The 24,068-nt window shown below is 72.2% G+C and carries 25 protein-coding genes; 2 read left to right on the plus strand and 23 right to left on the minus strand.

The genetic code is table 11. The features are described from left to right. The 13 genes from der to J2X59_RS14075 form a co-directional block, all read right to left on the minus strand. Nucleotides 1-1,524 carry a ribosome biogenesis GTPase Der gene (der, locus tag J2X59_RS14015; protein ID WP_326497088.1) on the minus strand — a complete coding sequence of 508 codons (1,524 nt, stop codon included), beginning with the start codon at nt 1,522-1,524 and terminating at the stop codon, nt 1-3. Nucleotides 1,525-1,646: 122 nt separating this feature from the next. Further along, complete coding sequence (gene cmk / locus J2X59_RS14020; protein ID WP_285841182.1) at nt 1,647-2,330, minus strand: (d)CMP kinase; 684 nt, start codon at nt 2,328-2,330, stop codon at nt 1,647-1,649. A 200-nt stretch (nt 2,331-2,530) separates the two neighbouring features. Beyond that, nucleotides 2,531-3,664 (minus strand): prephenate dehydrogenase, encoded by a 1,134-nt coding sequence (locus J2X59_RS14025; RefSeq protein ID WP_374109571.1) that lies wholly within the window; start codon nt 3,662-3,664, stop codon nt 2,531-2,533. Between the two features lie 11 nt (nt 3,665-3,675). After that, nucleotides 3,676-4,431: a pseudouridine synthase gene (locus J2X59_RS14030; protein ID WP_326497100.1), complete on the minus strand. Its 756-nt coding sequence runs from the start codon at nt 4,429-4,431 to the stop codon at nt 3,676-3,678. A gap of 1,126 nt (nt 4,432-5,557) precedes the next feature. After that, on the minus strand, nt 5,558-6,244 hold the full coding sequence (gene scpB / locus J2X59_RS14035) for an SMC-Scp complex subunit ScpB (protein ID WP_326497089.1): 687 nt from the start codon (nt 6,242-6,244) through the stop codon (nt 5,558-5,560). Further along, complete coding sequence (locus tag J2X59_RS14040; RefSeq protein WP_326497090.1) at nt 6,234-7,085, minus strand: segregation and condensation protein A; 852 nt, start codon at nt 7,083-7,085, stop codon at nt 6,234-6,236. Before J2X59_RS14040 ends, scpB begins: the two co-directional genes overlap by 11 nt. Nucleotides 7,086-7,113: 28 nt before the next feature. Beyond that, nucleotides 7,114-7,992, minus strand: a complete 879-nt coding sequence (locus J2X59_RS14045) for a ParA family protein (RefSeq protein ID WP_066653324.1) — start codon at nt 7,990-7,992, stop codon at nt 7,114-7,116. A 110-nt stretch (nt 7,993-8,102) separates the two neighbouring features. Continuing rightward, entirely contained in the window at nt 8,103-8,936 is an 834-nt protein-coding gene (locus tag J2X59_RS14050) for an SseB family protein (protein WP_081984754.1), read from the minus strand. Between the two features lie 5 nt (nt 8,937-8,941). Beyond that, entirely contained in the window at nt 8,942-9,688 is a 747-nt protein-coding gene (gene priA, locus J2X59_RS14055) for a bifunctional 1-(5-phosphoribosyl)-5-((5-phosphoribosylamino)methylideneamino)imidazole-4-carboxamide isomerase/phosphoribosylanthranilate isomerase PriA (RefSeq protein WP_066653322.1), read from the minus strand. A gap of 109 nt (nt 9,689-9,797) precedes the next feature. After that, a complete protein-coding gene (gene hisH / locus J2X59_RS14060) occupies nt 9,798-10,433 on the minus strand; it encodes an imidazole glycerol phosphate synthase subunit HisH (protein ID WP_066653320.1) in 636 nt (211 codons plus the stop codon). Continuing rightward, complete coding sequence (hisB, locus tag J2X59_RS14065) at nt 10,430-11,032, minus strand: imidazoleglycerol-phosphate dehydratase HisB (RefSeq protein WP_066653318.1); 603 nt, start codon at nt 11,030-11,032, stop codon at nt 10,430-10,432. Before hisB ends, hisH begins: the two co-directional genes overlap by 4 nt. Continuing rightward, entirely contained in the window at nt 11,029-12,153 is a 1,125-nt protein-coding gene (locus J2X59_RS14070) for a histidinol-phosphate transaminase (RefSeq protein WP_066653311.1), read from the minus strand. The genes hisB and J2X59_RS14070 overlap by 4 nt, the downstream gene beginning before the upstream one ends. A gap of 72 nt (nt 12,154-12,225) precedes the next feature. Then, nucleotides 12,226-12,600, minus strand: a complete 375-nt coding sequence (locus J2X59_RS14075; RefSeq protein ID WP_066653310.1) for a LysM peptidoglycan-binding domain-containing protein — start codon at nt 12,598-12,600, stop codon at nt 12,226-12,228. Nucleotides 12,601-12,835: 235 nt separating this feature from the next. Here J2X59_RS14075 and lexA point away from each other — a divergent pair, with 235 nt between their 5' ends. Further along, the gene (gene lexA, locus J2X59_RS14080; protein ID WP_066653301.1) at nt 12,836-13,480 is read left to right on the plus strand and encodes a transcriptional repressor LexA; all 645 of its coding nucleotides are present in this window, start codon (nt 12,836-12,838) and stop codon (nt 13,478-13,480) included. Between the two features lie 195 nt (nt 13,481-13,675). Here lexA and hflX read toward each other — a convergent pair whose 3' ends face one another. Continuing rightward, nucleotides 13,676-15,214, minus strand: coding sequence for a GTPase HflX (hflX, locus tag J2X59_RS14085; RefSeq protein ID WP_066657961.1), 1,539 nt, complete (start codon nt 15,212-15,214; stop codon nt 13,676-13,678). A 61-nt stretch (nt 15,215-15,275) separates the two neighbouring features. Between hflX and J2X59_RS14090 the strand changes: the two genes are divergently transcribed. After that, complete coding sequence (locus tag J2X59_RS14090; RefSeq protein ID WP_326497091.1) at nt 15,276-15,890, plus strand: class I SAM-dependent methyltransferase; 615 nt, start codon at nt 15,276-15,278, stop codon at nt 15,888-15,890. A gap of 375 nt (nt 15,891-16,265) precedes the next feature. Here the strand turns inward: J2X59_RS14090 and dapF are convergent, their stop codons facing one another. The 9 genes from dapF to pgsA form a co-directional block, all read right to left on the minus strand. After that, entirely contained in the window at nt 16,266-17,156 is an 891-nt protein-coding gene (gene dapF / locus J2X59_RS14095) for a diaminopimelate epimerase (RefSeq protein ID WP_066653297.1), read from the minus strand. After that, nucleotides 17,153-18,121: a tRNA (adenosine(37)-N6)-dimethylallyltransferase MiaA gene (gene miaA / locus J2X59_RS14100; RefSeq protein WP_326497092.1), complete on the minus strand. Its 969-nt coding sequence runs from the start codon at nt 18,119-18,121 to the stop codon at nt 17,153-17,155. The genes dapF and miaA overlap by 4 nt, the downstream gene beginning before the upstream one ends. Next, nucleotides 18,108-19,601 carry a tRNA (N6-isopentenyl adenosine(37)-C2)-methylthiotransferase MiaB gene (gene miaB / locus J2X59_RS14105; protein WP_326497093.1) on the minus strand — a complete coding sequence of 498 codons (1,494 nt, stop codon included), beginning with the start codon at nt 19,599-19,601 and terminating at the stop codon, nt 18,108-18,110. The genes miaA and miaB overlap by 14 nt, the downstream gene beginning before the upstream one ends. Nucleotides 19,602-19,662: 61 nt before the next feature. Continuing rightward, nucleotides 19,663-20,781: a regulatory protein RecX gene (locus J2X59_RS14110; RefSeq protein WP_326497094.1), complete on the minus strand. Its 1,119-nt coding sequence runs from the start codon at nt 20,779-20,781 to the stop codon at nt 19,663-19,665. Further along, nucleotides 20,778-21,836 (minus strand): recombinase RecA, encoded by a 1,059-nt coding sequence (recA, locus tag J2X59_RS14115; RefSeq protein WP_066653287.1) that lies wholly within the window; start codon nt 21,834-21,836, stop codon nt 20,778-20,780. The genes J2X59_RS14110 and recA overlap by 4 nt, the downstream gene beginning before the upstream one ends. Nucleotides 21,837-22,093: 257 nt before the next feature. Continuing rightward, nucleotides 22,094-22,318, minus strand: a complete 225-nt coding sequence (locus tag J2X59_RS14120; RefSeq protein ID WP_209686053.1) for a DUF3046 domain-containing protein — start codon at nt 22,316-22,318, stop codon at nt 22,094-22,096. Nucleotides 22,319-22,383: 65 nt separating this feature from the next. Next, nucleotides 22,384-22,692 (minus strand): helix-turn-helix domain-containing protein, encoded by a 309-nt coding sequence (locus J2X59_RS14125; protein ID WP_058742950.1) that lies wholly within the window; start codon nt 22,690-22,692, stop codon nt 22,384-22,386. 155 nt (nt 22,693-22,847) lie between these two features. Next, nucleotides 22,848-23,351, minus strand: coding sequence for a CinA family protein (locus J2X59_RS14130; protein WP_326497095.1), 504 nt, complete (start codon nt 23,349-23,351; stop codon nt 22,848-22,850). Between the two features lie 80 nt (nt 23,352-23,431). After that, nucleotides 23,432-24,067: a CDP-diacylglycerol--glycerol-3-phosphate 3-phosphatidyltransferase gene (gene pgsA / locus J2X59_RS14135; protein ID WP_326497096.1), complete on the minus strand. Its 636-nt coding sequence runs from the start codon at nt 24,065-24,067 to the stop codon at nt 23,432-23,434. Between the last annotated feature and the right edge of the window lies 1 nt (nt 24,068).

Genomic DNA, 24,068 nt, shown 5'->3' on the forward strand with positions numbered 1-24,068 from the left:
CTACGTGCGCTTGCGGCGCTCGCGCACCCGCATGTTGACGTTGATCGGCGTCCCCTCGAAGCCCCACACTTCGCGCAGACGACGCGTGATGAAGCGGCGGTACTGCGGGTCGAGGAACGCCGAGGTGAAGAGCACGAACGTCGGCGGCTGGCTCGACGCCTGCGTCCCGAACAGGATGCGGGGCTGCTTGCCGCCGCGGACCGGGTGCGGGTGCTCCTGCACGAGCTCGGCGATGAAGGCGTTGACCTTGCCGGTCGGGATGCGGGTGTCCCACGACTCGAGTGCGGTCTCGAGCGCCGGGACGAGCTTCTCGAGGTGACGACCCGTCCGGGCGGAGATGTTCACGCGCGGCGCCCAGGCCACGTGCGCCAGGTCCTGCTCGATCTCGCGCTCGAGGTAGCGACGCCGGTCGTCGTCGAGCAGGTCCCACTTGTTGTAGGCCAGGACGAGTGCCCGACCGGACTCGAGGACCAGGTCGATGATGCGCAGGTCCTGCGTCGAGATCGGCTCGGTCACGTCGAGCACGACGACGGCGACCTCGGCCTTCTCGAGCGCCGCGGTCGTGCGGAGCGACGCGTAGAAGTCCGCGCCCTGCTGCAGGTGCACGCGCTTCCGGATGCCGGCGGTGTCGACGAAGCGCCAGACGCGCCCGCCGAGCTCGATCTGCTCGTCCACCGGGTCGCGCGTGGTGCCCGCGAGGTCGTTGACGACGACGCGCTCCTCGCCCGCCGCCTTGTTCAGCAGCGAGCTCTTGCCGACGTTCGGGCGCCCGAGGATCGCGACGCGACGGGGGCCGCCGACCTCCTGCTTGGCGACGGCCGACGTGTCGGGGAGCGTCGTGATGATGAGGTCCATCAGGTCCGCGACACCGCGGCCGTGCAGCGCCGAGACGGGGTGCGGCTCGCCGAGCCCGAGGTTCCAGAGCTCGAAGGCGTCGAGGTCACGGCGGTCGTCGTCGGCCTTGTTCGCCACGACGATGACCGGACGGTCGGTCCCACGGAGCATCTTCACGACGTGCTCGTCGGCGGCGGTGATGCCGACCGTGACGTCGACGACGAAGAGCACGGCGTCGGCCAGGTCGACCGCGACCTCGGCCTGGGCGGCGACCGAGGCGTTGATGCCGCGGGCGTCGGGCTCCCACCCGCCGGTGTCGACGAGCGTGAAGCGCTTGTCGTTCCACTCGGCCTTGTAGCTCACGCGGTCGCGGGTGACGCCGGGGACGTCCTGCACGACGGCCTCGCGTCGACCGATGATGCGGTTGACGAGCGCCGACTTGCCGACGTTCGGCCGCCCGACGATCGCGAGCACCGGGTACGCGGGCAGGTAGTGGACGCCGTCCTCGCCGAGTTCGCCGGCGTCGAGGAGCGCGACGTCCTCGTCGTCGAGCTCGTACTCGTCGAGCCCGACGCGGAGCGCGTTCGCACGCTGGTCCGCCTCGGCGTCGTCGAGTCCGGCGAGCCGTTCACCGAGCGCGTCGTCGTACTCCGGGAAGTCGTCGTTGTCGTGGCTGTCCTGCTGGGCCATGGTGGGTTTCCTCGTGTGCGACCGGAGCCGCGGTGTCGGTGGCCGGTGCCGGCCGGGCCGGTTCCCCGGCCGTGGTGACCGGGCAGCCCGGTCGTGGTGACCGGGCGGCGCCCGGTCGTGCGTCAGTGCGTGGCCGCTCGGGCCAGGTCGACGACCGCCTGGACGGTCTGGTCGAAGTCGAGGTCGGTGGAGTCGAGCGTCGTGACGCCGTCGGCGGCGTTCATGAAGTCGACGACCTTCGCGTCCGCCGCGTCTCGACGGGCGAGTGCGGCGGAGGTCTCGGCTGCTGACTGCGTGGTGACCTCTGCCGAGCGCCGAGCCATCCTAACCGACTCGTCGGCGGTCAGCAGGATGCGGACCTCGGCATCGGGTGCGACGACCGTGGTGATGTCGCGCCCCTCGGTGATGATGCCCTGCGCGTCGGCCTTCCGCATGACCTGCCGGAAGAGCTGCACGAGCTTCTCGCGGACCTCGGGCAGCTTCGCGATGTGCGCGACCGCTGCGGTGACCTCCGGCGTGCGGATCGCGTCGGTCACGTCGGTGTCGCCGACGCGCACGAAGTACTCGTCGGGGTCGGTGCCGATCGCGTAGTCGAAGGTGTCCCAGCTCGCCACGACGGCCGCGGGGTCGTCGAGGTCGATGCCCTGCTGCAGTGCGTGCCACGCCAGGGCGCGGTAGGCGGCACCGGTGTCCTGGTACCCGAAGCCCAGCGCACGGGCCGCGGCGCGCGAGACGCTCGACTTGCCGCTGCCCGCGGGGCCGTCGACCGCGATGACGGTCTTCGCCACGAAGGCGCCCTGCGGCAGACCGGACGGGACCGGGGCGCTGGTCGAACCCGGCTCGCCGCCGGGGGTGCCCAGGCCGCCGGCCGGCCCGCCGAGCGCGCCGCCGTCGGCTCCGCCGGCCGCTCCGCCGCCCGGCGGCGTCGGGGTGGGCAGGCCGGCGTCGGGGCCCTCGGGTCCCCCGGTGACACCGGACTCGTTCACGGTGACCTGCGTGTCGTCGTTCATGCCCATGCTGCTGCGATCCTCCATCCGCGCCCCTCGAGTTCCTCGACGAGTCGCTGTTCCTGCTCGGGCACGACCGACACCTCGACGATGCCGATCGGTGCGCCCGGTGAGTGCTCGAGGCGCATGTCCTCGAGGTTGATGCCGATCTCCCCGATGAACTGCAGGAGTGCGGCGATCTGCCCCGGGGTGTCGTCGACGAGGACGACCACCTGGGCGAAGCGCTTGGTCGTACCGTGCTTGCCGGGGAGCCGCTCGACCCCGCGGTTGCCGGCGGCGATGGTCTCGGCGATCGTCCGGGGGGATCCCTGGCCGTCCGGGTCGTCGAGCGCGCGGAGGACCCGGTCGAGGTCGTCACGCAGGTCCGTCAGCACCGGCCGGATGTTCGCGGCGTTCGCCCCGATGATCTGCACCCACAGGCCGGGGTCGCTGGCGGCGATCCGCGTGACGTCGCGGACACCGCCGCCCGCCAGGTCGAGCGACCCGTCGGGGGCTTCCTGCAGCCGCGCGGCCATCAGGGTCGAGACGAGCTGCGGCGCGTGCGAGACGTACGCGACGGCGAGGTCGTGGGAGTCCGGCTCCATCGGGACGACCGTTGCTCCCACGTCGAGGGCGAGGTCCTCGACCACCGCGGCACGCTGGTAGGAGATGGCGTCGTGGCCGGCGATCACCCACGGGCGTCCGACGAACAGGTCGGCCCGCGCCGCCGTCGGTCCGCTGCGCTCCCGGCCCGCCATCGGGTGCGACCCGATGTACCGGCTGACGTCGGCGCCCGATGCCCGCAGGCGTTCGAGCGGCCCGGTCTTCACGCTCGCGACGTCGGTCACGACCGCGCGCGGGAACGCGACGAGCTCACGCTCGACCACCGCTGCCACCACGTCCGGCGGGACCGCGACCACGATGAGCTCCGGCTCGTCGCCGTCGGCCGGTCGACGACCCGCGCCGTAGTCGACGGCGAGCGCCAGCGCGGCCGGTGAGACGTCGTCGAGCACGACGTCGACGCCCTTCTCGCGCAGGGCGAGCCCGATCGAGGCGCCGAGCAGCCCGGCGCCGACGACCCGCACGGGTCCGCGCAGCCGCCGGTCGATGTCCGGTTCGGCGAGCGGGGCGGGGGCGTCGGTCACGGGCCTCAGCCTACCGAGCGTCAGTCGGCAGCCTCCTCGTCGGCGTCGCCCGGTGCAGCACCCTTCGCGTCGCGGGCGATGCGGAGGAGCGCCCCGAGCTCGACCGTGGACAGCTCGCGCACCCTGCCGATCGGCAGCGATCCGAGCTGCAGCGGGCCGAACGACCGGCGCACGAGCTCGAGCACCGGGTGGTCGACCGCGTCGAGCATGCGTCGCACGATCCGGTTGCGCCCCGAGTGCAGGGTGATCTCGACCAGGGACTCACCGCGAGCGGACTCCAGCAGCCGGACCTTGTCCGCGGCGATCGGTCCGTCCTCGAGCTCGACCCCGTCGAGCAGTCGCTGCACGGTCGCCGGGTTCACGTTGCCCGCGACCTTCGCGATGTAGGTCTTCGTCACGCCGAACGACGGGTGGGCCAGCACGTGTGCCAGGTCGCCGTCGTTCGTCAGCAGGAGCAGCCCGGACGTCTCGGTGTCGAGCCGACCGACGTTGAACAGGCGCTCCTCGTAGCGGTCGACGAACTCCGACAGGTCGCGTCGACCGCGCTCGTCCTGCAGGCTCGACACGATCCCGACCGGCTTGTTGAGCAGCACGTACCGCCGGGAGCTGTCGACCTGCACCGGCACGCCGTCCACCGCGATCGCGTCCGTCTCGGGGTCGACGCGGCGTCCGAGGGCGTCGACGACCTCACCGTTGACGGTGACGCGACCCTCGACGATCAGGTTCTCCGCGACCCGCCGGGACGCGATGCCCGCAGCGGCGATCACCTTCTGCAGACGCTCGCCGTCGGCCTGGAGGCTCGGGGCACCCCCGGCGGACGACCCCGCCTCGGTCGCGTCCCAGTCGGGGATGATCGGACGTTCGGGCGTGCCCTCCACCGGGACGCCGCGCTCGTCACGAGCGCCCTCCGGGCGCGGCGTCGTCCCGCGCTCCGCGCTGCTCGGCACGCGTCCCCGCGCGCCCGCGCCCGGCCGGTCACCGTTGCGTGCGGTGGTCGTGCCGCCGACGTAGCGACGGCCGTTGTGCCAGACGGTGCTCGGTCGGCCGTCGGGGGTTCGGCGGTCCTCGCGCGCTGGGTCACGGCGGTCGTCACGGCGGTCGTCCCGGCGGTCGGCGCTGCGGTCCGGTCGGTGACCGGCGTCGCGACGGTCTGCGCCGCGGCGGTCGTCCTCGCGCCCGCGGTACCCACCACGCTCGCCACCGGACCGGTCGTCACGCCCACGGTACCCACCGCGCTCGCCACCGGACCGGTCGTCACGGCCGCGGTACCCACCGCGCTCGCCACCGGACCGGTCGTCACGCCCGCGGTACCCGCCGGAGCGGTCGTCTTCGCGACGGACGAACCCGCCGCGGTCGTTGCTGCGCTGGTCGGTGTCGCGGCTCACGAACCGCCCGCGGTCACCACCGGATCGCTCGTCCCTGCCGCGGTACCCGCCACGGTCCGCACCGGAACGGTCGTCGCGCCCGCGGTACCCGCCACGCTCGCCACCCGAACGGTCATCGCGCCCGCGGTACCCGCCCTGGTCCGAGCCGCCGCGGTACCCACCACGCTCACCACCCTGCCGGTCGTCACGCCCGCGGTACCCACCCTGGTCCGAGCCGCCGCGGTACCCACCACGCTCGCCACCCGAACGGTCGTCACGCCCGCGGTACCCGCCACGGTCACCACCGGCCCGGTCGTCGCGCCCGCGGTGGCCGCTGCGGTCGCCACCCGTCGGACGCTCCTCGCGTCCGCGGTACCCGCCACGGTCCTCACCGGACCGGCCGTCCGCACGGCCGGGACCAGCGGCGCGGTCGCGCCCCGCGCCTCCAGACCGACCCGAGCCGGAGCGGTCGGAACCGCGACCGTACCCGCCGGAGCGTCCGTCGGATCCCCCTCGGGACCCACCTCGTCGTTCGTCCTCAAACGCGGCCATCGGGGATCCCTTCGTTGTGCCCGAAACCGTCCGCGCCGTCCTCCAGCAGAGGCGAGATCAGCGGCAGTTCGTCGAGCGAGTTGATGCCGAGCTGCTGGAGCAGCAGGTCGGACGTGACGTAGTTGACGGCCCCGGTCTCGGCGTCGGTGAACGACTCCTCGATGAGCCCCCGGGCGACGAGCGTGCGGACGACACCGTCGACGTTCACCGCTCGGATCGAGGCGATCTGCGACCGGGTGATCGGCTGCTTGTAGGCGACGACCGCGAGGGTCTCGAGCGCGGCCTGCGACAGTCGTGCCGGCCGCTCGGCCTCGACGAACTGCTCGACGACGTCGTCGAGCTCGCGCCGCACGTAGAAGCGCCAGCCGCCGCCGACCTCGCGGAGCTCGAAGCCGCGACGGACGGTGCCGTCGACACCGTCGAAGTCGGCGACGAGCCGCTCGATCGCCTGTCGGACGGCGGGCACCGGCGCGCCCACCGCGGCACCGAGCGACACGAGCGACTGGGGCTCGTCGGCGATCATCAGGATGGCCTCGAGCTGCCGGTCGACCGGCAGGTCCGGGTGCGGGGTGTGCTGGGCGTGCAGTTCCTGCGCGACCGCGCGGGCCTCGGCGACCTCGTCCGCTCCCCCGGGCTCGGCACTCGACGCGGCGGCACGTGTGTCATCCGTCATAGTCGGCTCCCAGGTTCGCGAGGCTCTCGTCGGACCAGTCCTCGGCGGTCCAGCGGAGTGTCAGCTCCCCCAGCGGTTCGAACTGCTCGAACGAGATCGACGCGTTCCGGTACAGCTCCAGGATCGCCAGGAAGCGAGCCACAACGATACCCGTCTCCGAGACGCCGGCCACCAGCTCACGGAACGACACGTCCTCGTCGCCGCGGGTCCGGAGGATCGACACGACGATCGCGGCCTGCTCCCGGATGCTCACGAGCGGGGCGTGCAGGTGGTCCAACCCCACGGTCGGGATCTCCCGCGGTGCGAAGGCCAGCGTCGCGATCGCGGCGAAGTCCTGCACCGACAGCGTCCAGACGAGCTCCGGCGTGCGGGCGCGGAACCGTTCCTCGAGGCGGACCTTGCGGACGTGCCGGCGGGACTCCTGCTGCCACCGTGCCCCGAACCACTCCGCGGCCTGCTTGAACGCCCGGTACTGCAGGAGACGTGCGAAGAGCAGGTCGCGGGCCTCCAGCAACGCCACGTCCTCGGCGTCGACGAGCTCACCCTGCGGGAGCAGCCCGGCGATCTTCAGGTCGAGCAGGGTGGCCGCGACCACGAGGAACTCACTGGCCTCGTCGAGCTCGTCGGCGGACTCGGCCTGGCGGACGTACTGGATGAACTCGCCGGTGACGGCGCCGAGGGAGACCTCGGTGATGTCGAGCTCGTGCTTCGTGATCAGCGAGAGCAGCAGGTCGAAGGGGCCGTCGAAGTTGCGCAGTCGGACCCGGAACCCCGGGGCGGTCGTGGTGCCCACGGGTGCGCCGTCGACGGCGCCGCCGTCGGCGCTGCGGTCGGCCGGCATCGTCGGGTCGGCCGACGACCTCGGTGGGTCAGGCGACGGCGCCACGCTCGACGAGCTCCCTGGCGAGCGCCCGGTACGCGTGCGCCGCGGCGTGCTCCGGCGCCGTCTGCGTGATCGGGCGCGCCGAGACCGTCGCGTCCGGGAACTTCACCGTCCGGCTGATGACCGTGTCGAGCACGTGGTCGTCGAAGGTCTCGACCACGCGCTCCATGACCTCGCGCGAGTGCAGCGTCCGCGAGTCGTACATGGTCGCGAGGATGCCGTCGAGCCGCAGCGCCGGGTTGAGCCGGTCACGCACCTTGTCGATCGTCTCGATGAGCAGCGCCACGCCACGCAGCGCGAAGAACTCGCACTCGAGCGGGATGAGCACACCGTGTGCTGCCGTCAGGGCGTTGACCGTCAGCAGGCCGAGGGACGGCTGGCAGTCGACCAGGATCAGGTCGTAGTCGTTCGACACCTTGCGGAGGACGCTCGCCAGGATCTGCTCGCGGGCGACCTCGTTGACGAGGTGGACCTCGGCGGCGGACAGGTCGATGTTCGCGGGGATGACGTCGAGCATCGGCACGTTCGTCTGGCGGATGACCTCGCGCGGGTCCTTCACGGAACCCATCAGCAGGTCGTAGACCGTGGGCACGTCGTGGGTGCGGACCCCGAGGCCGGCGGACAGGGCGCCCTGCGGGTCGAAGTCGACGGCGAGGACCCGGCGGCCGTACTCGGCGAGCGCGGCGCCGAGGTTGATCGACGTCGTGGTCTTGCCGACGCCGCCCTTCTGGTTGCAGAGCGCGATGATGCGAGCCGGGCCGTGGCCGTCGAGCGGCGCGGGCACCGGGAACTGCCGGACGGGCCGACCGGTGGGGCCGACCGGGGTCTGCTCGGAGCCGGGGGTGGTCGTCGGGTTCGTGCTCACCCGGTCATCGTACCGGCGTGGCGCCAGCGGCCCCGGTCGCACCGCCGCACGGGCCGCAGCGGGCGGGACGGCGCCGGGCCGTGCCTCCCGTCCGCACGGTCGGTCCTGCGTCAGGCGGGTCGCAGCGCCACGCGCATGCTGTCCACCCGGTCCGCGATCACGGCGTCCGCCGTCCACCGCTGCTGCAGCCGGCCGACGAGCGCCTGGACGGCAGCCTGGTCGAGCCCCGGGTGCAGCGCCAGCCCGACCGTCAGCTCGGCACCGGCGAAGCGTCCGAGGGGGTCGCCCGGCGACAGCTCGACGCGTGCGACGGCGGACTCGTCGACGACGGAGGCGGCGAAGGCCTGCCCGACCTCGGCGTCCTCGAAGCACGGCGTCCACGGCAGGTCCTGCCCGATCGCCCACACGGCGGGTCGACGGAGCACGAACTCGGTCGGCGCGGTCGGGTCCAGCACCACGAGCTGCGTCTCCTCGCTCGCCGCAGCCATCGCCACCCGGCGTGCGTCCGCGGGGACCGGTCGGGCGGTGGCGTCCCAGGACCGCATCGCCTCGGCGGACGTGAACGCCGGCATGACGCTGCGCCCGTCCGGGCCGGCGACGGTGACGATCGACAGCTCCTGGGTCTTGTCGACGAGCTTCCCGTCGGGAGTGTGCCCGACGTCACCGGCCTCGGCCACGAGCGGGATGAGCAGTCGTGCGCCACGCAGGGCCTCGACGACCTCTCGCTGCGACCCGCCCTGCTGCAGGGCGGTGATCGCGGCGACGAGCGCCGGGTCCGCCAGGCCGTCGTCGTCGGCGTAGACGTCGTCGTGGGCGTCGAAGGTCCGTCCCGCCCACGGGTTCCCCGCCGAGTCCGCGGCACCGCCCGGGGTGTGGGCGTCGTCGTGCGCCCCCGACGCCGGTGCCTCGGGCCCGGTGCCGCGACCGTTCGAGATGCCCGCCACGGTGCCTACTCCGAGGCGATGTCGAGGGCGGCCGGCAGCGTGAAGGCGCCGGAGTACAGCGCCTTGCCGATGATGGCGCCCTCGAGGCCGTGCGGCACCAGCTCGCGCAGCGCTCGGAGGTCCTCGAGCGTCGAGATGCCGCCCGAGGCCACCACGGGCTGGTCGGTGCGGTCGCAGACCTCGCGCAGGAGCTCGACGTTCGGCCCCTGCAGCGTGCCGTCCTTCGTGACGTCGGTCACCACGTAGCGGGCGCACCCGGCGGCCTCGAGCCGGTCGAGCACCTCCCACAGGTCCCCGGCGTCCTCGGTCCAGCCGCGGCTCGCCAGCGTGGTGCCACGGACGTCGAGGCCGACGGCGATCTGCTCGCCGTACTCGCCGATGACGCGCGCAGCCCACTCGGGCTTCTCGAGCGCCGCGGTGCCGAGGTTGACGCGCGCAGCACCGGTCGCGAGCGCCGCCTCGAGCGAGGCGTCGTCGCGGATCCCGCCGGAGAGCTCGACCGAGACGCCCTCGACCTCGCGGATCGCCTTCGCGATGACCGCCCGGTTGTCACCGCGCCCGAACGCCGCGTCGAGGTCGACGAGGTGGATCCACTCCGCACCCTGGTCGCGCCAGGTGCGGGCCGCGGCGACGGGGTCGCCGTACGAGGTCTCGCTGCCGGCCTCGCCCTGCGTGAGGCGGACGGCCTGGCCGTCGACGACGTCGACGGCGGGCAGCAGGACGAGGGGCGGGGTCGAGGTGAGGTCGGTCATGGTCCTGTCGATTCTCGGTGGGGTGTGGCGCGGCCGCCCCGGTGGATGCCACGGCCGGGAGGCGCGGCGTGCGTCCGTCGAGCGGTCGTGCGCCCGGTGGACGGCCGGGTCAGAGCGAGTCGACCCAGTTGCGGAGCAGCCGGATGCCCGGCTCCCCCGACTTCTCCGGGTGGAACTGCGTGGCCGTCAGTGGGCCGTTCTCCACCGCGGCGACGAACCGCTGCCCGTGCTCGGCCCAGGTCAGACGCGGCGCACGGAACGGGCCGTAGGCGTCGAGCGGGAAGTCCGTCACGCCGTACGAGTGGACGAAGTAGAACCGTTCGTCGTGCAGGCCGTCGAAGAGCACGGAGTCCTCGGGGGCCTCGACCGTGTTCCAGCCCATGTGCGGCAGGACCTCGGCACGGATCTCCTCGACCGTGCCCGGCCACTGGCCGAGCCCCTCGACGTCCGCACCGCGCTCGACCCCGCGGGCGAACATGACCTGCATGCCGACGCAGATGCCGAGCACAGGTCGCCCGCCGGCCAGACGGTGGTCGACGATCTCGCCGCCGCGGACGCCCTCGAGCTGGTCGACGACGGCGGCGAACGCGCCGACACCCGGCACGAGCAGACCGTCGGCGCGGAGCGCGGCCTGCTTGTCGGCGGTCAGGGTGACGTCGGCGCCGGCGCGCTCGAGCGCCTTGGCAGCCGAGTGGACGTTGCCCGATCCGTAGTCGAGGACGACGACGTTCGGCTTCGCGGTCACAGCTTCCCCTTCGTGGACGGGATGCCGTCGACCCGCGGATCGAGCTCGACGGCGCGGCGCAGCGCGCGCGCGAAGGCCTTGAACTCGGCCTCGGCGATGTGGTGCGGGTCGCGGCCACCGAGCACACGGACGTGCACCGTGATGCCGGCGTTGAACGTGATCGCCTCGAACACGTGGCGCACCATCGAACCGGTGAAGTGCCCACCGATCCGGTGGAACTCGAACCCCTCGGGCTCACCGGAGTGCACGAGGAAGGGACGACCGGAGACGTCCACCACGGCCTGGGCCAGGGCTTCGTCGAGCGGGACGAGCGCGTCGCCGTAGCGGCCGATGCCGGCACGGTCGCCGAGGGCCTGCTTCAGGGCCTGCCCGAGCACGATGCCCGTGTCCTCGACCGTGTGGTGCACGTCGATGTCGGTGTCGCCCGTCGAGCGCACGCGGAGGTCGATGAGCGAGTGCTTGCTGAACGCCGTCAGCATGTGGTCGAAGAAGGGCACGCTCGTCGAGACGTCGGACGAACCGGTGCCGTCCAGGTCGAGCGAGAGCTCGATGCTCGACTCGCTCGTGCTCCGGCTGATCGAGGCGGTGCGGGCGGTCATGCGTCAACCCTAACCGGCGGCTGGACGGCGGCCACGCGGCGCATGGCTTCGAGGAACGCGGTGGTCTCCTCCTCCGTCCCCGCACTCACGCGCAGGTGGTTCGGGATGCCGAGGTCGCGCACGATGACGTCCTGGTCGAGCAGGGCCTCGAACGCCGCGTTCGGGTCGGCGACCCCGCCGAACAGGACGAAGTTCGACCAGGTCTCGTACGTGCGGTACCCCATCGCCCGCAGCTCCGTGACCATCCGGTCACGCTGCTGCTTGATGTCGTCGACCATCGCCAGCATCGCCGGGGCGTGCCGGAGCGCCGCCACCGCCGCCGCCTGCGTCAGCGCGGACAGGTGGTACGGCAGCCGCACCAGGCGGAGCGCGTCGACCACGGCGGGATCGGCCGCCAGGTACCCCACGCGGGCTCCGGCGAAGGCGAAGGCCTTGCTCATCGTGCGGGAGACCACGAGCCGCGGACGGCCGGGCAGCAGCGTGACGGCGCTCGGGGCGTCCGAGGGCATGAACTCGGCGTAGGCCTCGTCCACCATCACGATGCCGTCCGTCGCGTCGTAGGCCGCGCGGATCGTCTCGATGTCGAGCGGGGTGCCCGTCGGGTTGTTCGGGCCGCACAGGAACACGATGTCGGGTCGGTGCTCCCGGATGGCCGCGACGACCGTCTCCGGCGCGATGCGGAACTCGTCGTCGCGCTGCGCGGGGATCCAGCGCGTGCCGGTGCCGGACGCGAGGATCGAGTGCATCGAGTACGTGGGCGGGAACCCGAGCACCGAACGGCCCGGGCCACCGAACGCCTGCAGGAGCTGCTGCAGGACCTCGTTCGACCCGTTCGCCGCCCACAGGTGCGCAGGGGTGAGCTGCTGCCCGGCGGAGAGTCCACCGTTCAGGTAGCCCGCGAGGGACTCGCGGAGCTCGGTGAACTCGCGGTCGGGGTAGCGGTTCACGGTCGTCAGGGCCTGCCGGATCGAGGCGACGATGTCCTCAGCGACGGCCTCTGGTACGGGATGCGTGTTCTCGTTGACGTTGAGCTGGACGCGCACGTGCTTCTGCGGAGCTCCGTACGGGCTCTGCCCACGGAGGTCGTCACGGATCGGGAGGTCTTCGAGCGTGGTGTCCACCGACCCATCGTAGGCCGGGACCCCCGACGGCGACCGGCCGTCCGGACGGTGGTCAGGCGAGCGCCGACCGGATCAGTTGCCCGCGGTGTACTTGACCGGGATCGCGATCTGCTCGCCGGCCTGCAGCGTCGAACCGTCGAGGGCGTTGAGGCTCACGACGTCCTGCACGAAGTCGCGGGGGTCGGCCTGCGGGGCGGTCTCCTCTGCCAGCTGCCACAGGGTCTCACCCGGCTGCACGGTGACCGTCTCGAAGTGCACGGGAGCACCGGCACGCGAGGAGTCGCCGGCAGAGGCCTGTCCACCGTTCAGCACGGAGAGGGCGACGACGAGGAAGACCGGGAGGGCCGCGACGGTCGTCAGGACGATGCGGCCGCGGCGCGTGATGCGCAGGCGGGTACGGACGGCGGGCGTCGCGGTGCGCTGGTCAGCGATGGCGATGGTGCTCATGTCGTTCTTGCCTTCCCGTTCGGAGGAACCGAAGTCGTGTACCGAACATAGTTTCGAATGCAACCTCGCACAAGTCCCAGGAAGAGGTTTGTGCGGGATTTTCTGCCGACACGCTCGAACAGGTGTTTGTCCGGCCCGGAGCGGTCGGATACTGTTTCGATCGACTGGGACGAGTCAAGCGGGGACCACTGACATTCCTGCCCGACCGCCCGGCACCGACGAAGGGCGAGACGACGTGGCGGACGAACTGCGGGTCCAGAAGCCGTTGACGGCGAAGCAGCAGGCGATCCTCGACGCGATCCGCGCGTCGATCGCCAGCCGGGGCTACCCGCCGAGCATGCGGGAGATCGGCGACGCCGCCGGCCTCTCCTCGCTCTCGAGCGTCTCCCACCAGCTCGGCCAGCTCGAGCTCGGCGGCTGGATCCGTCGTGACCCGAACCGTCCGCGCGCGCTCGAGGTCCTGGTCGACGAGCCGACCCCCGACGTCGAGACGCCCGACGTCGACGCCACGACCCTGGTCCCGCTCGTCGGCCGGATCGCCGCCGGTGTGCCGATCACGGCCGAGCAGCACGTCGACGAGATCGTCCCGCTCCCCCGGCAGCTGGTCGGCACGGGTGACCTCTTCATGCTCAAGGTCGTCGGCGAGTCGATGATCGACGCAGCGATCTGCGACGGCGACTGGGTGGTCGTCCGGTCGCAGCAGACCGCGGACAACGGGGACATCGTCGCCGCGATGCTCGACGAGGAAGCGACCGTCAAGGTCTTCCGCCAGCGCGACGGCCACACGTGGCTGCTCCCGCGCAACTCCGCGTTCGAACCGATCCTCGGCGACGCGGCCACCGTCCTCGGCAAGGTCGTGGCGGTCTTGCGCTCGATCTGACGCCGGAACAACGCGGAGCAGCCCGCGCCACGGAATTCCGTGGCGCGGGCTGCTCCGCGTTGTGCGAAGTCACGCCGCACCGTCCGACGGCGCGACGTGAGCAGGCGACCGCACCGTACCGCCCAGGGGCCGGACCGGCGCGCCGGACCCGACCCGTGCCTCCCGGCCGGGGGTGTGGCGCGACCGTCTGCGGGACTACGCCGTCGCGACCGGCGTGACCACGTACGGGTCGAGCTCCGCGACCTGGCGCTGGAAGACGCGCACCCGCAGGCGGGTGCCGTCCTCGACGTAGTCGGTCGTCTCGACTGCTCCCGCGTCGTGCAGCGACGACACCAGGTCGCCACGGTCGTACGGGATCACCACCGTCAACTCGACGTCCGGTTCGGGCAGCCGTGCCTCGATCGCGGCGAGGAGCTCGGGCACGCCCTCGCCCGTGCGGGCGGAGACGAACACCGCGTCCGGCACGAGTCCGACCAGCACGAGTCGCTGCGCCTCGTCGATGAGGTCCGCCTTGTTGAACGCGACCACCTCGGGGATGTCCCGCGCTCCGACGTCACCCATCACGTCGCGGACCGTCGCGAGCTGCGCGGCGGGGTCGGGGTGCGACCCGTCGACCACGTGCACGATGACGTCGGCCTCGCCGACCTCCTCGAGCGTGGAGCGGAAGGCCTCGACCAGCTGGTGCGGCAGGTTCCGCACGAAGCCCACCGTGTCGACGAACGTGAACTCGCGGCCGGCGCTGCTCTCGGTCCGGCGCACCGTGGCGTCGAGGGTCGCGAACAGCTGGTTCTGCACCAGGACGCCCGCGCTCGTCAGGCGGTTCAGGAGCGAGGACTTGCCGGCGTTGGTGTACCCGGCGATCGCGACGCTCGGCACCTCGTTGCGGTGCCGGTCGGCGCGCTTGGCCTCCCGGGCCGGTCGGAATCCTGCGATCTGACGGCGGAGCTTCGACATGCGCGTGTTGATGCGCCGGCGGTCGAGCTCGATCTTCGTCTCACCCGGACCACGTGAGCCCATGCCGGCACCGCCGGAGACCTGGCCACCGGCCTGGCGGGACATCGACTCACCCCAGCCGCGCAGACGCGGCAGCAGGTACTGCAGCTGGGCCAGCTCGACCTGGGCCTTGCCTTCGCGCGTGGTGGCGTGCTGGCTGAAGATGTCGAGGATCACGGCGGTCCGGTCGATCACCTTCACCTTCACGACGTCCTCGAGCGCTCGGCGCTGGGAGGGGGCGAGCTCCGTGTCCGCGACGACCGTGTCGGCGCCGGTCGCCTTGACGACCATGGCGAGCTCCTCGGCCTTGCCCTTGCCGAGGTAGGTCGCGGGGTCGGGGTTGGGCCGGCGCTGCAGGAGCCCGTCGAGGACCACCGCACCGGCGGTCTCGGCCAGGGCGGCGAGCTCGCGGAGGGAGTTCTCGGCGTCCTGGGCGTCACCCTGGGGGTACACGCCGATGAGGACGACCCGCTCGAGCCGGAGCTGCCGGTACTCGACCTCGGTGACGTCCTCGAGCTCGGTGGAGAGCCCGGTGACGCGGCGCAGGGCGGCGCGGTCCTCGCGCTCGTACTGGTCGCCGTCGCCGGACCAGCCGTGCTCGTCGACCGATCGTGTCTGGATGGCCTGGGCCGGAGCGAAGATCGCCGACGTGGCCCGGGTCTCGGCATTGCGGAGAACGCGTTCCACGACACCCTCGGCGCTGTCGTCGGATCGTCCGTCGTTCATGGTGGTTTCCGTCATCTTCTGCACAGGGTACCGCCGCCACGCCCGGGACACACGGGCTCGCCGGTACGGTTCTTCCATGGCGAACGAGCACTACTTCTCCGCGAACCCCTCGTCGGAGGCCCGTGAGCGACAGGTGCACGTCACGCTCGCCGGACGGTCGCTCACGCTGTCCACCGCCGCGGGCGTGTTCAGCCCGGACGGTGTCGACCGCGGCACCAGGGTGCTGCTCGGCTCCGTGCCGCCGCCCGCGCCCGAGGGCGACCTGCTCGACATCGGCTGCGGGTGGGGGCCGATCGCGATCACGATGGCGCTCGAGTCGCCGGACGCCCGGGTCTGGGGCGTGGACGTCAACGAGCGGGTCCTCGGTCTCGCGCAGCGCAACGCCGTCGCAGCCGGGGTATCGAACGTCACCGTCGGGCTGCCGGACGAGCTCCCGGCGGACCTGCGCTTCCGCACGATCTGGTCCAACCCGCCGATCCGGGTGGGCAAGGACGAACTGCACGCCATCCTGCTGACGTGGCTGCCCCGGCTCGAGGTCGGCGGGGACGCCTGGCTGGTGGTGTCGAAGGACCTCGGCGGGGACTCCCTGCAGCGGTGGCTCGGGGACGCACTCGGGGACGGGTTCGCGGTGTCGCGGGCCACGACGGACAAGGGCTTCCGCGTGATCCGGGTTCACCGCACCGCCGAGTAGCCCGGGGCAGGGCGCGGGCGGCGGGCTGGGCTGGGCTGGGCTGCGCTGGGCCGGGCCGGCCTGCACCGGGCTGGGCTGGGATGGGCTGGGCAGGGCGCGGGCGGCGGGCTAGGCTGCGGGCTACGACGGGCTGCACGGCTCGGCGCCGGTACCCGCGCGAGACGCCGGCGTCGACGCGAGACGCCCCCGGACAGCCGAGACGCCGCCAAGATCGACGGCGTCTCGTACGCATGCCGGCGTCTCGAGAACACGCCGGCGTCTCACGAGCACACCTGCGCGTCGTCTCCACCTCGCCGTCCCACTGGCACGTCGGCATCCCGCTCGCGCGGGCAGCGCGGCACCGCGGCACCGCGGCACCGCGGCACCGCGGCAGCGTCAGACGGTCAGGTCCCCGGAGAACACGAGCTCTGCCGGACCGGCCAGCGCGACGTGCTCGCCGTCCTCCGCCGCGAACATCCGCACGGTGACGACCCCGCCCGGCACCCGCACCCGCCAGGTGTCCGGCGCGGAGGGCCCCGCCCAGTACCGCGTCGCGAGGGCGGCCGCGACCGCACCGGTGCCGCAGGACAGCGTCTCGCCGCTCCCCCGTTCGTGCACGCGCATGGTGATCTCCCCCACGCCGTCCTTGACGAGGGGGTCACCGGGCAGCACGAACTCGACGTTCGCGCCCGCTGCGGGCGCCGGGTCGAGGACGGGGACGTACGTCAGGTCGACCTCGGCGAGCTCGTCCTCGGTCGCCACGGCCACGACGACGTGCGGGTTGCCGACGTCGATGCCGAGTCCGGGTCGTGCACCGTCGAGCTCCTTCGCTCGCACGGTGACGTCGTTCGCCCCGCCGCCCTCGATGCCGAGGCCCCAGCGCCCGAGGTCGGCCGAGAAGCCGTTCGTGGTGCGCTGGACGTCGACGAGCCCCTTGCGGCTGCCGACCGTGAGCGTCTCCCCCGGCGCGAGGTCGACGAGCCCGGACTCGGTCAGGTACCGCGCGAAGACGCGGATGCCGTTCCCGCACATCTCGGCGACCGAGCCGTCGGCGTTGTGGTAGTCCATGAACCAGGTGGCGGCGGGTTCGACGGCGACGAGCGTGCGCCCCTCGGGGATCGCCTCCGACCGGACCGCCCGGATGACACCGTCGGCGCCCACGCCGAAGCGGCGGTCGGCGATGGCCCGGATGCGCTCGGGGGTCAGGTCGACCGTTGCGTCGGGGTCGGCGAACAGGACGAAGTCGTTGCCCGTCCCCTGGCCCTTCGTGAAGTGCAGCTCGGTCACGGCACGATCCTACGGGCCACCGCCTGCAGCCCCGCGACGTCGGCGCCGCTGACGTCGACCACCTCGGCGTCGTACCGCTTGAACCAGGACACCTGTCGCCTGGCGTACTTGCGGGTCGCGACGGCCGTCGCCTCCACCGCCTCGGCCGTCGTCGCTCGGCCGTGCAGGACGTCGAGCGCCTGGGAGTACCCGATCGCCGCGCGCGCCGTGCGTCCCTGCTCCAACCCCTCCGCGCGGAGCGTCTCCACCTCGTCGACGAGGCCGTCGTCGAACATCCGCTCGGCCCTCGCGTGCAGGGACGCGACGAGCCCGCTGCGCTCGCGGTGCAGGTGCAGCACCCGAGCCGGTCGCCATGCGCGGGGCGCGGCCGGGAGGCGCGGGGTCACGACCTCGGACCGGCTCGCGATCTCCACAGCCCGGATGAGCCGCCGAGGGTTGCGGGAGTCGACGTCGGCTGCCGCGGCCGGGTCCAGGGCGCGCAGGCGCGCGAGGAGGGCGTTCGGCCCGTGCTCGGCGTGCTCGCGCTCGAGCTCGGCGCGGAGCTCCGGGTCGGTGCCGGGGAAGGCGAGGTCGAACAGCACCGCCGACACGTAGAGCCCGCTGCCGCCGACGAGCACCGCGGTGCCGCCGTCCGCCGTGATCCGTTCGACGTCCGCACGGGCGCCGCGTTGGTAGGCCGCGACGCTCGCCTCGTCGGTCACCGCGAGCACGTCGAGCTGGTGGTGCGGGATGCCCCGCCGCTCCGCGACCGACAGCTTGGCGGTGCCGACGTCCATGCCGCGGTAGAGCTGCATGGCGTCGGCGTTCACGACCTCCGCGGGACGGCCGCTCGCCCGCAGCCGTTCCGCGACGGCGAGGGCGACCTCGGACTTGCCGGTGCCGGTCGCACCGACGACCGCGATCAGGTCGGGGGTACCGTCGTGGCGCGGTCCGACCGCCGCGAGCGGCCGGTCAGCGTCCGACACGGAGGCTCGGCAGCCCGAGCGAGACCGGACGGGGCCCGGCGCCCGGGGCGGACGGGGTCGGCACACCGCAGCTCTCGGCCTGCGCACGGTCCCAGGCGTCACCGGCACGGGTCCGACGGATCCGCAGGGGGCCCTCGTTGTCGGCGATCAGGAAGTGCGGGGCTGCGCGCGTGATCTCGACGGTGACGACGTCGCCGGGACGCGGGACGGCGGAGCCCTGCGGCACGGCGAAGTGCACGAGGCGGGAGTCCTCGGCACGGCCGGACAGGCGGTGCGTGGTCTCGTCCTTCTTGCCCTCGCCGGTGGCGACGAGCACCTCGACGCTCCGACCGACCTGCTTCGCGTGCTCCTCGGCGGTGATGCGGTCCTGCAGCGCGATGAGCCGGTCGTAGCGTTCCTGCACGACCTCCTTCGGCAGCTGGTCCGGCATCGTCGCCGCCGGCGTGCCCGGACGGATCGAGTACTGGAACGTGAAGGCCGAGGCGAACCTCGACTGCTCCACGACGCGCAGGGTGTCCTCGAAGTCCTCGTCGGTCTCACCGGGGAACCCCACGATGATGTCGGTGGAGATCGCTGCGTCCGGGATCTTCGCCCGCACGCGGTCGAGGATGCCGAGGAACCGTTCACTCCGGTAGCTCCGACGCATGGCCTTGAGCACCCGGTCCGATCCGGACTGCAGCGGCATGTGCAGCTGGGGCATGACGTTCGGGGTCTCGGCCATCGCGTCGATCACGTCGTCGGTGAACGCGGCCGGGTGCGGGCTCGTGAACCGCACGCGCTCGAGGCCGTCGATCTGACCGGCGGCCCGGAGCAGCTTGCCGAACGCTTGACGGTCGCCGAACTCCACGCCGTAGGAGTTGACGTTCTGCCCGAGCAGCGTCACCTCGATGGCTCCGTCGTCGACGAGCGCCTGGATCTCGGCGAGCACGTCGCCCGGACGACGGTCCTTCTCCTTGCCACGGAGCGACGGGACGATGCAGAAGGTGCAGGTGTTGTTGCAGCCGACGGAGATCGACACCCAGCCGCTGTGCGTGGAGTCGCGCTTGGTCGGCAGCGTCGACGGGAACACGTCGAGCGCTTCGAGGATCTCGATCTGCGCCTCGTCGTTGTGCCGAGCCCGCTCGAGCAGGGTCGGCAGCGACCCCATGTTGTGCGTGCCGAAGACGACGTCGACCCAGGGCGCCTTCTCGAGGATGACGTTCTTGTCCTTCTGCGCCAGGCACCCGCCGACGGCGATCTGCATGCCGGGGTGCGTGCGCTTGATGCCCGCGAGCTGCCCGAGGTTGCCGTAGAGACGGTTGTCCGCGTTCTCGCGCACGGCGCAGGTGTTGATGACGACCACGTCAGCCTGCTCGCCGTCCGACGCCACGTACCCGGCCGCCTGCAGCGACCCGCTCAGGCGCTCCGAGTCGTGGACGTTCATCTGGCACCCGTGGGTGCGGACCTCGTAGGTTCTGGGGCGGGCTTCGACGGTGGCCATGATCGTCCCAGTGTAGGTCGACCGCGGCGTCCGCAGAACGGCCGTCGAGCCCGCCGCCGCGCTACTCGAAGCGGACGGTGCCCCCAACCGAGGGCGAGCGTCGCGGCGGACCGTCGAGCGCCCGCTCCACCGCGATCCGGACGACTCCCGAGCCGTACCCCTTGCGCATCAGGAAGCCGCTCAGGCGCCGCTCGGCAGTCGCTCGGTCGAGCCCACGGAGTTGGCGTGCACGCTTCTCAGCGAGCTCGATCGCGCGGACGAACTCGTCGTCGGCGTCGTCCTCCGCGGCCTCGAGCGCCGCGTCGATCGCCGCCTGGTCGATGCCACGGCGTCGCAGCTCGGCGACCACGCCCTGGCGGCCGAGGCCCTTGCGCTCGTGCAGCCGGTCCACCAGGTCGGTGGCGAGGGCCACGTCGTCGAGCAGACCCACGCGCACCAGTCGGGCGACCTCGTGCTCGACGACGTCGTCGTCGAGGTCCTGCTTCGTCAGCAGCTGCCGCATCTCCGACTCGCTGACCCCCTTGCGCCCGAGCGCCCGCATGCTCACGCGCTCGGCATCGGCGCGCTGCTCGTCGAGCGGTCGTGGGGCGTCCGCCGGGTCGATCTCGTCACCGCTGGCGATGGCGAACACCGATGCGCTCGCGGCGTCCGCGGTGTCGTCGTCGTACCCGTGCTGCTCGGCGCGTGCACTCCGACCGGAGCCGTCGCCGACGACCGGCGACACCCACTCCGCCTCGGACTGCTGTCCGCGGAACGGGATCGCGGCCGGCACCGGCGGGTCGTCCTCGACGGGCGTCCCCGTCGCCGACCCCGAGCTGGCGGACTCGTCGTTCACCGCGGTGGTCGGTGCCCGGCCGAACCGCCGTTCGTCGTCACCGAGCACCATCGACTCAGGCGCCCAGCCGTCGTCGGACGACCCGGTGCCGCCGGGAACGCCACGCTCCGCGCGCGGAGCCAGATCGACCGGGCTCAGGCTCGGCTCGATGGGGTTCGGCTCGACCGTGCCCGGCCCGACCGTCCCCGGCTTGACCGTGCCCGGCTCGGCCGTGCCCGGCTCGAACGGACTCGATCGGACAGGTTCCGGCTCCGCCGGCGGGGTGCGTCGACCACGACGGGCCCGCGCACCGAACAGGTCGGTGACCGGTGCGAGGCCCTCGTCGTGGTCGTCTGCGCCGGTCACGCGCCCTTGCGCTCCGCCAGCTTCGGCGCGATCGACTCGACCGGAGCATCGGCCTTGGCGCCACCGACGCCGAGCTTCGCGAGGATCTTGCCCTCGATCTCCGCCGCGATGTCCGCGTTCTGGATCAGGAACGAGCGCGAGTTCTCCTTGCCCTGCCCGAGCTGGTCGCCGTCGTAGGTGTACCAGGCACCCGACTTCTTCACGATGCCGTGGTCGACACCGAAGTCGAGCAGCGAGCCCTCGCGCGAGATGCCCGTGCCGTACAGGATGTCGAACTCGGCCTGCTTGAAGGGCGGAGCCATCTTGTTCTTCACGACCTTGACACGGGTGCGGTTGCCGACGGCGTCGGTCCCGCTCTTCAGCGTCTCGATGCGACGGATGTCGAGTCGGACCGACGCGTAGAACTTGAGCGCCTTGCCGCCGGCGGTGGTCTCGGGGCTGCCGAAGAACACGCCGATCTTCTCGCGCAGCTGGTTGATGAAGATCATCGTGGTCTGCGTCTGGTTCAGGCCACCGGCGAGCTTGCGCAGTGCCTGGGACATGAGGCGCGCCTGGAGACCCACGTGCGAGTCGCCCATCTCGCCCTCGATCTCGGCACGCGGCACCAGGGCGGCGACCGAGTCGACGACGATCAGGTCGATCGACCCCGAGCGGACGAGCATGTCGGCGATCTCGAGCGCCTGCTCACCGGTGTCGGGCTGCGACACGAGGAGGGCGTCGATGTCGACACCGAGCTTCTTCGCGTACTCGGGGTCGAGCGCGTGCTCCGCGTCGATGAAGGCTGCGATGCCACCCGCGCGCTGCGCGTTCGCGATGGCGTGCAGTGTCAGGGTCGTCTTACCCGACGACTCCGGGCCGTAGATCTCGATGATGCGGCCGCGCGGGAGGCCGCCGATGCCGAGTGCGACGTCGAGCGCGACGGAGCCGGTCGGGATGGTGGCGACCGGCGCGCGCTCGTCCGAGCCGAGACGCATGACCGTCCCCTTGCCGAACTGCCGGTCGATCTGGGCGAGTGCGGTCTCGAGGGCCTTCTCGCGGTCTGCGGGTGATGGCATGGGGTGCTCCTTCGTGCTCGGTGTCGGCCGCCTGTAGGCTGTCGCGTCCACCCCAGCCGGTGGTGCAGGGCTGGTGTTCGGCGACAAGGCTTCGGGCTGTTCCCGATGACCTCGAACCTAGGGCGGGCCACCGACATCACTGCCTGCGGCCGCGCGACCTGTGGACGATGGTCCGGGACAGCGCCGATGTGCAGGAACCTAGCACCGATCGAACACGCGTTCGAGCAACACGCCGAACACAGTTTCGGACGCCGGCGTCAGTCGCGCGGCTCCGCCAGGCCCTTGCCGTGCCGCTTGTCCAGCGGGACGTCCTGCGAGTCACAGAGTGCTTCCCACACCCGCCTGGCGTCGATGCCCGCGTCGAGCGCGTCCGCCGCCGAACGTCCACCGAGCTCCTCGAGCACGACGTCGCGGGACACCACGGCGCCGTAGGCCTCCCCGAACACCTGGTCGACGGCTCGCCAGAACTCACTCACGCGCATCGGTCCAGCGTAACGACGAACGCCCCCGCCGGCGGACCGGCGAGGGCGTTCGATGGGGTGGTGCGTCAGCGCACCGCGAGGTCGTTGTCGAACTCGGCGACGAGGTCGTCGGGCAGCGTGTCGGGGACCGGGGTGAGCCCCTCGACGACTGCGAGACGGTCGCCCACCTCGCGCATGATGGTCGAGATCGGGGTGTCGAGGGCATCCGCGACCGAGGCGAGGATCTCGGAGCTGGCCTCCTTCTGACCACGCTCGACCTCACTGAGGTACCCGAGCGCGACACTGGCCTTGGATGCGACCTGACGGAGGGTCCGGCCCTTCTGCAAGCGGAAGTCCCGAAGCACGTCGCCGATCTCCTGACGAACGAGAACCATGTGGACTCCTCCTTCCTGTCGTCTCCGCGCCCGCCCGGTCCGGGTGACCTGGGGTCGGGTTCAGCAACAGTAGCGTTGCCGTTCGCAGCATGCTAACCACGCCGGCTGCCGTCCTGCTGGAGATTGCGTGGGATGTAACCCAGTGGCAACAGGACCTATTCCCCGCTGTCGACCTCGGTCGTCATCCGTGCCAGGAGTTCGGAGACGGTGGCGGAGCGGATTGCTGCCCGGTCCCCCTCGAGGTGCATCTCCGTCGCGACACTGCGTTCCGCGGATGCGATGCCGACGAAGACGGTGCCCACCGGCTTGCCGTCCTGCGGGTCCGGTCCGGCGACGCCGGTCGTGCTGATCCCCCACGTGGCGGGGACGCCGTCCACCGCCAGGGCCGTCCGGACGCCCGAGGCCATCTGCCGTGCAACCTCCGGGTCGACCGCGCCGTTCGACGCGAGCAGGTCGGCGTCGACCCCGAGCACCGTCGCCTTCACCGGCGTGGCGTAGGCGACCACCCCGCCGCGGACGACGGCGCTGGCCCCGGGGACGCCCACGAGCGTCGCGACGACCAGTCCGCCCGTGAGGGACTCGGCGACCGCGACGGTCTCGCCCCGGGCGGTCAGGACACCGACGAGCCTCCGCGCCAGTTCCTCGACCGACGCCGACACCGACCCCGACCCAGACCCCGACCCCGGCACCGGCACCGACGACCGGCCCGTCGGACCGGCGGCCCCGGTACCGGTCGGCGTCATGCTGCCCGGCGGTTGTGCTTCCAGGCCTGCCACAGGTAGTCCGCCCCGCTGAGCACCGTCGCGAGGAGCGCCGCCGTCATGAGGATGCCGTTCACCCAGTGCGCCAGGTCACCGACGACGTTCCACCACGGGAACAGTGCGAGCGTGATCGCGACGGCCTGCAGCACGGTCTTGATCTTGCCGCCGCGGCTCGCCGGGATGACCCGGTCGGACAGCACGGCGAAGCGGAACACGGTGATGCCGATCTCGCGGAGCATGATCAGCACCGTGACGATCCACGGCAGCTCACCCAGGACCGACAGCGCGACGAGGGCACCGCCGATCAGGACCTTGTCGGCGATCGGGTCGACGAGCTTGCCGAAGTCCGTGACCAGGTTCTGGCGTCGGGCGATGATGCCGTCCGCACTGTCCGTGACGATCGCGACGACGAACACGACAGCCGCCCACACGCGCAACGACGTGTCCTGGCCGCCGTCGGAGAGCAGCATCACGAAGAAGAGCGGCGCCATGAGGATGCGCACCACGGTGATGATGTTGGCGACGTTCGCGGTCGACGCCGGGCCGTCCCCCTTGCGGAGCAACCGTCCGCGCCAGGGGAACCGAGCCCCGTGTGTGGTCTCCGAGCTGGTCACG

Source organism: Curtobacterium sp. 260 (assembly GCF_030803485.1).
Lineage (GTDB): Bacteria > Actinomycetota > Actinomycetes > Actinomycetales > Microbacteriaceae > Curtobacterium.

What these genes read in the sequence shown, in the direction of transcription:
- der (WP_326497088.1), bottom strand. Translation starts at nt 1,524, where the DNA reads ATGGCCCAGCAGGACAGCCACGACAACGACGACTTCCCGGAGTACGAC.
- scpB (WP_326497089.1), bottom strand. Translation starts at nt 6,244, where the DNA reads ATGACGGATGACACACGTGCCGCCGCGTCGAGTGCCGAGCCCGGGGGA.
- J2X59_RS14040 (WP_326497090.1), bottom strand. Translation starts at nt 7,085, where the DNA reads ATGCCGGCCGACCGCAGCGCCGACGGCGGCGCCGTCGACGGCGCACCC.
- priA (WP_066653322.1), bottom strand. Translation starts at nt 9,688, where the DNA reads ATGACCGACCTCACCTCGACCCCGCCCCTCGTCCTGCTGCCCGCCGTC.
- hisB (WP_066653318.1), bottom strand. Translation starts at nt 11,032, where the DNA reads ATGACCGCCCGCACCGCCTCGATCAGCCGGAGCACGAGCGAGTCGAGC.
- J2X59_RS14075 (WP_066653310.1), bottom strand. Translation starts at nt 12,600, where the DNA reads ATGAGCACCATCGCCATCGCTGACCAGCGCACCGCGACGCCCGCCGTC.
- hflX (WP_066657961.1), bottom strand. Translation starts at nt 15,214, where the DNA reads ATGACGGAAACCACCATGAACGACGGACGATCCGACGACAGCGCCGAG.
- J2X59_RS14090 (WP_326497091.1), top strand. Translation starts at nt 15,276, where the DNA reads ATGGCGAACGAGCACTACTTCTCCGCGAACCCCTCGTCGGAGGCCCGT.
- miaB (WP_326497093.1), bottom strand. Translation starts at nt 19,601, where the DNA reads ATGGCCACCGTCGAAGCCCGCCCCAGAACCTACGAGGTCCGCACCCAC.
- recA (WP_066653287.1), bottom strand. Translation starts at nt 21,836, where the DNA reads ATGCCATCACCCGCAGACCGCGAGAAGGCCCTCGAGACCGCACTCGCC.
- J2X59_RS14120 (WP_209686053.1), bottom strand. Translation starts at nt 22,318, where the DNA reads ATGCGCGTGAGTGAGTTCTGGCGAGCCGTCGACCAGGTGTTCGGGGAG.
- J2X59_RS14125 (WP_058742950.1), bottom strand. Translation starts at nt 22,692, where the DNA reads ATGGTTCTCGTTCGTCAGGAGATCGGCGACGTGCTTCGGGACTTCCGC.